At 62.0% G+C, this 8808-nt stretch carries 11 protein-coding genes; 5 read left to right on the top strand and 6 right to left on the bottom strand.

The genetic code is table 11. The features are described 5' to 3' along the window. The coding region (locus tag K2W81_RS12780; RefSeq protein WP_294104871.1) for a circularly permuted type 2 ATP-grasp protein at window positions 1–749 on the bottom strand (749 nt) is incomplete at its 3' end. A gap of 100 nt (window positions 750–849) precedes the next feature. Continuing rightward, complete coding sequence (locus K2W81_RS12775) at window positions 850–1758, bottom strand: LysR family transcriptional regulator (RefSeq protein ID WP_294104867.1); 909 nt, start codon at window positions 1756–1758, stop codon at window positions 850–852. 118 nt (window positions 1759–1876) lie between these two features. Here K2W81_RS12775 and K2W81_RS12770 point away from each other — a divergent pair, with 118 nt between their 5' ends. The 5 genes from K2W81_RS12770 (at window position 1877) to K2W81_RS12750 (ending at window position 5115) form a co-directional block, all read left to right on the top strand. Beyond that, window positions 1877–2734 (top strand): alpha/beta hydrolase, encoded by an 858-nt coding sequence (locus K2W81_RS12770; protein WP_294104866.1) that lies wholly within the window; start codon window positions 1877–1879, stop codon window positions 2732–2734. An 80-nt stretch (window positions 2735–2814) separates the two neighbouring features. Further along, on the top strand, window positions 2815–3435 hold the full coding sequence (locus tag K2W81_RS12765; RefSeq protein ID WP_294104865.1) for an FMN-dependent NADH-azoreductase: 621 nt from the start codon (window positions 2815–2817) through the stop codon (window positions 3433–3435). Between the two features lie 74 nt (window positions 3436–3509). Next, entirely contained in the window at window positions 3510–4301 is a 792-nt protein-coding gene (locus tag K2W81_RS12760; RefSeq protein WP_294104863.1) for an SDR family NAD(P)-dependent oxidoreductase, read from the top strand. Window positions 4302–4324: 23 nt separating this feature from the next. Beyond that, on the top strand, window positions 4325–4720 hold the full coding sequence (locus K2W81_RS12755) for a nuclear transport factor 2 family protein (RefSeq protein ID WP_294104861.1): 396 nt from the start codon (window positions 4325–4327) through the stop codon (window positions 4718–4720). After that, window positions 4717–5115, top strand: a complete 399-nt coding sequence (locus K2W81_RS12750; protein ID WP_294104858.1) for a DUF427 domain-containing protein — start codon at window positions 4717–4719, stop codon at window positions 5113–5115. Before K2W81_RS12755 ends, K2W81_RS12750 begins: the two co-directional genes overlap by 4 nt. Window positions 5116–5523: 408 nt before the next feature. Here K2W81_RS12750 and gltX read toward each other — a convergent pair whose 3' ends face one another. The 4 genes from gltX to K2W81_RS12730 form a co-directional block, all read right to left on the bottom strand. Beyond that, the gene (gene gltX / locus K2W81_RS12745) at window positions 5524–7008 is read right to left on the bottom strand and encodes a glutamate--tRNA ligase (RefSeq protein ID WP_294104856.1); all 1485 of its coding nucleotides are present in this window, start codon (window positions 7006–7008) and stop codon (window positions 5524–5526) included. Between the two features lie 268 nt (window positions 7009–7276). Next, window positions 7277–7651 (bottom strand): hypothetical protein, encoded by a 375-nt coding sequence (locus K2W81_RS12740; RefSeq protein WP_294104853.1) that lies wholly within the window; start codon window positions 7649–7651, stop codon window positions 7277–7279. A 581-nt stretch (window positions 7652–8232) separates the two neighbouring features. After that, on the bottom strand, window positions 8233–8466 hold the full coding sequence (locus K2W81_RS12735) for a BrnA antitoxin family protein (protein WP_294104851.1): 234 nt from the start codon (window positions 8464–8466) through the stop codon (window positions 8233–8235). Between the two features lie 45 nt (window positions 8467–8511). Then, window positions 8512–8802 carry a 4a-hydroxytetrahydrobiopterin dehydratase gene (locus K2W81_RS12730; protein WP_294104869.1) on the bottom strand — a complete coding sequence of 97 codons (291 nt, stop codon included), beginning with the start codon at window positions 8800–8802 and terminating at the stop codon, window positions 8512–8514. Window positions 8803–8808 lie beyond the last annotated feature (6 nt).

The raw sequence follows: 8808 nt of genomic DNA, 5'->3' as shown, positions 1-8808 counted from the left end.
TAGAGGATGTTGTCGCGCACCGTCAGGTCGCTGCCCTCGACCAGTTCGACCCCGAGCTTGTCGGCGAGGAAGCTGTGCTCATAATAGGCCGAATTGTGGAAACCGGGGGTCAGCACCGCGACGGTGGGCTGGCCCGGGCAATGCTGCGGTGCAACCGAACGAAGCGTTGCGAGCAAGGTTTCGGGATAATCCTCGACCGGCGCGACGCGGTGCTTGTCGAACAATTCGGGCAACAGCCGCAGCATCACTTCGCGGTTTTCGAGCATGTAGGACACGCCCGACGGGGTGCGGGCATTGTCTTCGAGGACGTAGAATTGATCGGCGCCGGTCCGGACGATGTCGATCCCGGCGATGTGCGTGTAGACGCCGTGCGCGGGGCGCAGCGACATGGCGGCGAGGCAGAATTGCGGATTTTGCAGGATCAGCGCTTCGGGGATGATCCCGGCTTTCAGGATTTCGCGCGGGCCGTAAATGTCGTTGAGAAACGCGTTCAACGCCGCGACGCGCTGGATCAGCCCCGCTTCGAGCCGCGCCCATTCACGGCGCGACAGAATCCGCGGGACGATGTCGAAGGGGATCAGCCGCTCGCTGGCATCGGCATCGCCATAAACCGCAAAGGTGATCCCGATTCGGCGGAAGAACAGCTCGGCCTGCGCGCGGCGCGTCTGCAGGAAATCGGGCGGCGCCTTGTCGAGCCACTGGGCGATGAGCGCATAGGCATCGCGGATCGCCGATCCGTCGCCCTGCATCTCGTCGAACGCTGCTGTCACCAAACGCCTGTCTCCCGTGAGGGGAGTTTGCGCGCTGCAATGCACAAGCGCAAGGGTGAGAAACCGGCTTAACGCGAACTTAACGCGGGACGCCGGCGGCAAGCGCATCCTTCAGCCGCGGCCCCACGAAATCGAGGAAGGCGCGCAGCTTCAGTGGAATCATCGGCAGGCCGGGGTGGACCAGATGCACCGGCATCGGCGGCGGGGCATGCGTGGTGAGGATGGGCACGAGCGCGCCTGAGGTGATCGCTTCCGCTGCCTGATAGGACAGCAGGCGACCGACGCCGACTCCGGCACTGGCCGCAGCAATCACGGCATCAGCGGTATTGCCGGCAAAGCGCGGGGTGATCGCGACCGACCGCGCGCTGGCGTCGGCGCCGAATGGCCAGCTTCGCGCGGGCTGGAGCCCTTCAAACGCGATGCAGTCGTGCTCGGCCAGATCCTCGGGCGTCTGCGGCACCCCGCGTGCGGCGAGATAGGCGGGGCTGGCGCACACCACCCACCCCGCATCGCCGATCCGCCGCGCGACCAGACTCGAATCGGGGAGCCGCCCGATCCGGATCGCGACGTCGACGTGATTCTCGATCAGATCGACCACATAGTCGGCGGCGATAATTCGCACATTGACGCGGGGATAGGCCGCAAGAAAGTCGAGAACCACCGGCGTCAGATACGCCTTGCCGAAGCGCAGCGACGCGGTGACGAGCAAGTCGCCGCTGGGCGTTCGATACTCCCCCGCCGCCGCGCGTTCGGCTTCGTCGAGATCGGCCATGACGCGTCGGGCGGCGGCGACAAAGCCTTCGCCCGCTTCGGTCAGCACGAGCTTGCGGCTGGTGCGGATGAGCAATTGCGTGCCGAGATGCGCCTCCAGCTCCGACACCTTCCGGCTCACCGTTGGCAGCGGCATCCCCAGCTGGCGCGACGCCGCCGACAGGCTGCCGCCGTCGATTGCCGCCAGCAAGGTGCGCATCGCGTCGAACCGGTCCATCTCAATATTCCATTTTACGGAAGCTATCGTACCGATATTACTATCTGCTGCACAAAGTTGGAAGCTTCTAATTGGGTGTCACGGGCCAAGCACGGTCCGATCCAACCCGGAGGCTTTCATGACCATGCGATTCAAGACCGTCGATGTCGACGGCACCGAGATTTTCTACCGCGAAGCCGGCGACGCTGCGCGTCCGACGCTGCTGCTGCTCCACGGCTTTCCGACGTCGAGCCACATGTTCCGCGATCTGATCCCCGAGCTCGCCGACGCCTATCATATCGTCGCCCCCGATCTGCCCGGCTTCGGCCAGTCGGCGATGGCCCCGCGTGATCAGTACGCCTACACCTTCGATAACATCGCCAACACGATCGATCGCTTCACCGAAGTGCTCGGCCTCGCCAGCTTCGCGGTCTACATCTTCGATTACGGCGCGCCGGTCGGCCTGCGCATCGCCGCCAAGCATCCTGAGCGCGTCACCGCGATCATCACGCAGAACGGCAATGCCTATCTCGAAGGCGTGTCGGAAGCGTTCAACCCGGTGCAGGCCTATTGGGCGAACCCGACCGACGAGAACCGCAATGCGCTCCGCGGTTTCCTCGCCCCTGAGACGACGCTGTTCCAATATACCCACGGCGCCGATGTGTCGCTGGTGTCGCCCGATGGGCGCAATCTCGACGACTTCTACCTCGCACGGCCGGGCAATGACGACATCCAGCTCGACCTGTTGCTCGATTATGCCTCGAACGTCGCGGCTTATGACAGTTTTCAGGCGTACTTCCGCGATCACCAGCCGCCGTTGCTTGCCTTGTGGGGCCAGAACGATCCGTTCTTCATCCCGCCCGGCGCCGAAGCCTTCAAGCGCGACCTGCCGAACGCCGATGTGCGCTTCTTCGACACCGGCCATTTCGCGCTCGAAACCCACGCCCGTGAAATCGGCGCGGCGATGCGCGAGTTCCTGAGCCAGCACCTGGGCTGATCGCCCGCCACGCGCTCCCCGGGGTGTCGCTGCAAGCGTCCACCGGGGAGTTCCCGAGTTTGCCACAAGGACATGATGCCATGACCAAGCTGCTCTACATCAATGCCTCGCCGCGCGCGGAATCGCGTTCGGCGGCCGTTGCCCACGCCTATATCGATGCCGCCATTGCCGCGACGCCGGGGCTGGAAATCGACACGATCAAGCTGTGGGACGAACCGCTCCCGGCGTTCGACGGCGACCGCGCCAATGCCAAACTCGCGATCATCACCGGCCAGGACCATAACGACGGCCAGAAGACGGCGTGGGACGAAATCACGTCGATCGCCCAGCGCTTTATCGCTGCCGATACCTATGTGTTCGCGGTGCCGATGTGGAACGGCGGCATCCCTTACCGCCTGAAACAATATATCGACATCATCCACCAGCCGGGCCTGTTGTTCGGCCTCGACCCCGCGACCGGCTATTTCGGCTTGCTCACGGGCAAGCGCGCGGTGCTCGTCTACACCAGCGGCGCGTTCAGCCCGGCGGCGCCGTCGCCCGCTTACGGGATCGATCATCAGTCGACCTATATGCGCGCGTGGCTCAACCAGGCGGGCGTCAGCGACATCGCCGAGATACGCTACCAGCCGACCCTGCTCGATCCCGACAGCGAGGCCGCGTTCGAGCGTGCCAAGCAAGCTGCTGCCGCGCTGGCCGCCTAAACCCGCTCCCCCGCCCGCGCGCTGTCCCCCCTGGCGCGCGGGCACCCCGACCAATCCTTCAAAGGAGACTTGCCATGATCAAGACCTATCTGATTACCGGTGCCAGCGACGGCATCGGCTATGAAATCGCCCGCCTTGCTGCTTCCGAAGGCGCCGCAATCATCATGACCGCGCGCGACGAAACCCGGCTGCGCGCCGCTGCCGACAGCCTCGACGCGGTGATCGCGCCCGAAATCGCCGCCTTTGACCTTGCCGATCCGGTCGCGCTCGAAGCGTTCCTCGCTGATCTCGACGCGCGCGGCATCATGCCCGATGTCGTCGTCAACAATGCCGGCCACGGCGCGTCGGGCAGTTTCGTCGATACCGACTGGGCCAAGCTCGATGTGATGTTGCGGCTCAATATGAACGCGCTCGCCCGCATCAGCCACTGGGCGGCGCGCGGCATGAAGGTGCGCGGCGCGGGCTCGATCGTCAATCTGTCCGCCGCCGTTGCGACGCGCCCGACGCCCTATTTCGGTGCCTATGCTGCGTCGAAAGCCTTCGTCACCAACCTGAGCATCGCGCTGGACAGCGAGCTGCGTGCGCACGGCGTGTCGGTGTCGGCGATCCATCCGCCCGCAGTCCGCACCAGCTTCGGCACCGCCGCCAAGGCCGATCTGAAGACCACGCTCGTACACAAGCTCTTCCCGACTGTCGGGCCAAAGACGGTCGCCCGCGCGGTAATGAGCGCGGTGCGCCGTCGTCGCCGTTCGGTGATCATCGGGCCGGTTGCGGGCATCGTGATGGGCACCGCGCCGATCATGCCGCGCGGGATCGACCTCGCCTTCATGACCTTGCTGTTCAAGGGTCGCCGCGCGGCTGCCTGATCAATCCCTCGAAAGGAACTGCCATGACCAATCCTGTTGATCTCGTGCGCGCTTTTTACGCTGCCATTGCCCAGGGCGATGTCCCCGGCGTCGTCGCGCTGCTCCACCCCGATCTCGCCTGGACCGAGGCCGAGGGCTTTCCCTACTACAGCGGCACCTGGCACCAGCCGAGCGATGTCGTCGAAAAACTGCTCGTGCCGCTGATGCGCGACTGGGATGATTTCTCGGCGATCGCCGACGACTTCATCGTCGAGGGCAACCGCGTCGTCAGCATCGGTGCCTATGCCGGTGTCAGCAAGGCCACCGGCAAGCCGATGCGCGCGCCCTTCGCGCATGTCTGGCGCGTCGCCGACGGCAAGCTTCAGCGTTTCGACATGTACACCGACACCTTGCTCGTCGACCGCGCGCTCAGGGCATGAGCGGCCACTCAGGAGACTTTGACGTGCTTACCTCAGGCTATATCGATCGACCGGATTACCGCGTCGATCTGCTCCCGCGCACCAACCGCGTGGTCGCGCGGTTGGGCGACCGCGTGATCGCCGACAGCGACCGCGCGGTGGTGGTCGACGAACAGGGCCATGCTTTGGTGTGGTATTTCCACCCCGACGATGTGCGGCTCGACCTGCTCGCGCCGGTCGCGGGCAAGACCAGCTTCTGCCCGTTCAAGGGCGAAGCGACCTATTTCGCCGCGGCCGACGATGAGACCGCGACGCCGATCGGCTGGACCTATGCCCAGCCGTTGGTGCAGGTGGCAGCGCTTGGCGGCTATATCGCCTTCTATCAGGATCGGGTGGCGATCACGATTGCCGATTAGAGCATTCTAGGGCTGGCTTGAATCGCTGGCCGTCTGGCTACTCCTCCCCCGCCAGGGAGTGTCGGGTTGGATTGCCCCCGGCAATCCAAGCCCGTGCCGGGGGCACGGGCGACCCGACCCTGTGGCGCCGAAGGCGACGGAGGGGGAGGTCAGCGGCGCCCTTTCAGATTGAGCAGCGTGCTTCCTCCCCCTCCGTCAGCTCCGCTGACACCTCCCCCTGGCGGGGGAGGATTTGGATCGTGAAACAGGTCAGCATGAAAATGCGCTAGACCCTCAGCCTGTCCACCCTCCACCGTTCGTTTCGAGCGAAGTCGAGAAACAGGCCTCGGGCGACGCCATCCGTGTCTCGACTACGCTCGACACTAACGGGTCGGGGTGATCCCATCGAAAGTCCCCCCCCAAATCCCCTCAGATGCCCGGCTCGCTGTCCGTATCGTCCTCAGGCACCTCGGGTACCGCTTCGAACAGACGGACAGCAGCACGGAGCCGCTCGCGGCAAACCGAGCGCCCCAGCAGCGCCATCGACCCGAACAAGGGCAGCGAACGCCGCGATCCGGTGATTGCGACGAACAGTACCGGCGTCGTGTCGCGCGCCTTCATCCCGAGGTCGACCGACATTGCCTTCACCGCTTCGAACAGCGACGCCTCGGTCCATTCGGGCAGCTTCTCGACCAGCGCGAAAGTGGCGGCCAATATCTGCGAAACCTGTGCCTCGGTCAGCTTCTCGGTCGGGAAGCTTTCGCGCGTGATCGGCACGCTGCCGGTGAACAGGAAGCCCATCAGCGGCGCGAGATCGGCGAACTTGTCGATCCGCGTGCGCGCTGATTCAAGGCCCAACTGGAACTTGTCGTCCGCCGACGCCCAGCCGATCACGCGGTTCAGGAAATCCTCCGGCGTCAGCCGTTCGCGCAGCCAGCGAGCATTGAGCCAGTCGAGCTTGCCGATGTCGAACACCGCGCCGGCTTTCGACACCGATCCGATGTCGAAGCGCTCTATGAATTCGGCCTTGGTCATGATCTCTTCCTCGCCCTCGGCGGGGCGGACGAACAGCAGCCCGAGGAAATTGACCATCGCTTCAGGCAGATACCCTTGCGCCTGAAACCACGAGGTCGAAGTCGGGTTGCGCCGCTTCGACAGCTTCGAGCGATCGAGCGCGCGCATCAGCGGCAGATGGATGAAGTCGGGCGGGGTGAGGCCAAGATAGGTGTAGAGCAGGATGTGCTTGGGGGTCGACGCCATCCACTCCTCGCCGCGGATGACGTGGCTGATCTCCATTGCGGTATCGTCGACGACATTGGCGAGGTGATAGGTCGGCATCCCGTCCGACTTGACCAGCACCTGCATGTCGATGCTCGCCCAGGGCATCGACACGGCGCCGTAAACGCCGTCGGTGAAGTCGCAAGCACCGTGGCGCGGGACCTTCATCCGCAGCACATGCGGCTCGCCTTCGGCGACGCGGCGCTCGGCCTCGGCGGGGGGGAGGGTGAGGCAGTGGCCGTCATATTGCGGCGGGATGTTGGCCTTGCGCTGCGCCGCGCGCACGCTCTCGAGCCGCTCGGCCGAACAGAAGCAGCGAAAGGCATTGCCGTCGGCGAGCAGCTTGTCGGCATAGCCCGCGTAAATCGCCTTGCGCTCGCTCTGGCGATAGGGCGCGTGCGGGCCGCCCTTGTTGGGGCCTTCATCCCATTCGAGCCCCATCCAGGCGAACGCATCCATGATCTTGGCTTCGCTATCGGGGGTCGAGCGGCTCTGGTCGGTATCCTCGATCCGCAGGATGAACGTGCCGCCATGGCGACGCGCAAACGCCTCGTTGATCAGCGCGGTGTAGAGCGTGCCGACATGCGGCTCACCCGTTGGGGAGGGCGCGATACGAACGCGGACGGGACGGGACATAAGGGGGACTTTCGGGTGGAATGTGGGTTGCGCGTGCGGTTAGCGCAGATTGGGGGGATATGGCCACCCCGGAGCGGGAGTGCCAGCGTTGATCGAGAGCGGGCAGGGGTCAGTTGAATTCGGCGGCCCACGTCTTTGGGGCAGCGGACATTGCTAGCCCATGGCCTAAGCAGAATGGGGTGAATTTATAATACGCCGCTTCGGTATTGCATCTTCTGAAAGCGGGCCGTCCAAGAAGAAGGGCGGTCAACAGTCTAAAACCGCAGGCTTACGTAAACGCTTTTGAAATTCCACCAAGAGCTACTGCCAGAGCACTAACAGCAAGAACCGGACCTTTGTCATAACTTGCGATCCGTAAGACTAAAAATTCCGAAATTTTCATCAATACGGTTACAAATATTACTGTAATAATCCAATAAACAGAAATGAATACAATAGATATGATCAAAAATGTTTCCATCAAAATTGGTGCGCCCAATAATGTCGTAAGCAAGTGTATTACGATTGCGTTAATCTTGCCGCCAATCGCATATTCAAAAAGTTGTGCAAAACGGGCTTGATCAGCTGTTGCAGAGAAATTCGTATCAATAATAGAGAATAGAATACGAATTATCGGCCATTCGATAGCTACGAGTATGCCCATTGCTAAATAGCATAAAATGAGGGCAAGAAAAGATCTAATGAAATAATAACGAAGCTTTACGGGAGACGTGATCCAACTTATAATCCTTAAGTGAATAAATCTGAATAAAATGGGTGCTGTTAATAGTAAAATTAGAATCTCCAACCCAACTTGCCAAGTGTATAAGCGGGGCTGACCGAGCTGGAAGGAGATTCGCAAATGCTGACCGGTCCCTACCTGTACTAAAAATAGGGTAAGCATGATAATCATAGATCCTGCCGTCAGGCCCACTAAGATTTTTTGAAAGTACATACTTCGGACGACGTATATGAATCGACCGGTCCTCTGATAACTTAGCCATACCCAACATGTTTCAAAGACACTTTTTATCTTCGATTTTGTACCCTGGCTCAGCATCCAGTCGAGCATTCCGGATATAGCAGAAACGGCACCAGTGACGATCACTACCGATGAAGCAATGTTCGCGAGCTGGGACGCCATATTTTACCCGGTGTTAGATGAGATCGTACCCGACAGTAGCGTAAAGCGGGGGGACAAGCATAGTCGATTTACGTCTACAATTGGGCAGTGGCTGCCGCAATTCAGATACAGCCAGTCGCCACAAGCTCCCCCAACAGCGCGTTCACCCGCGTCTGCCATCCCGGTCCACTGCCGCGCAGGTGCTCCACAGTCGCTGCATCTAGCCGAATTTTGACCTCTACCTTCGGGGTCTCCAGCTTCGGACGCCCGCGCCGGGATGGCTTCAGGCCGGACAGGAAAGCAGCGTCCATCGGCGGATTGTCGTCATGAAGGACGGGGTTAAACTTGGTCTTCACCGATTTTATGTGCACCCAATAAATGAGCCGGTCAAGGAGCTCCCCCTACTCCACCAACCCCTCGATCGCTTCCGCCAGCTCGATATCGCGCTCGCTCAAGCCGCCTGCGTCGTGGGTCGTCAGCAAAATCTCCACGCGGTTCCACACGTTCGACCATTCGGGGTGGTGATCGGCCTTTTCGGCGAGCAGCGCGACGCGCGTCATGAAGCCGAAGGCCTCGACGAAATCGGCGAAAGTGAAGGTGCGGCGGATGCCGTCTCTCGCATCGTCATAGTCCCAGTCGGGCAGGCCATCGAGCGCTTCGGCGCGTTCGGCTTCGCTTAGGGCTTCGATCATTGCTGC

It is taken from the genome of Sphingomonas sp. (assembly GCF_019749955.1).
Taxonomy (GTDB): Bacteria; Pseudomonadota; Alphaproteobacteria; order Sphingomonadales; family Sphingomonadaceae; genus Sphingomonas.
Note: the sequence above shows the minus strand (reverse complement) of the source record. Positions and strands in the feature narration are given on the sequence as shown.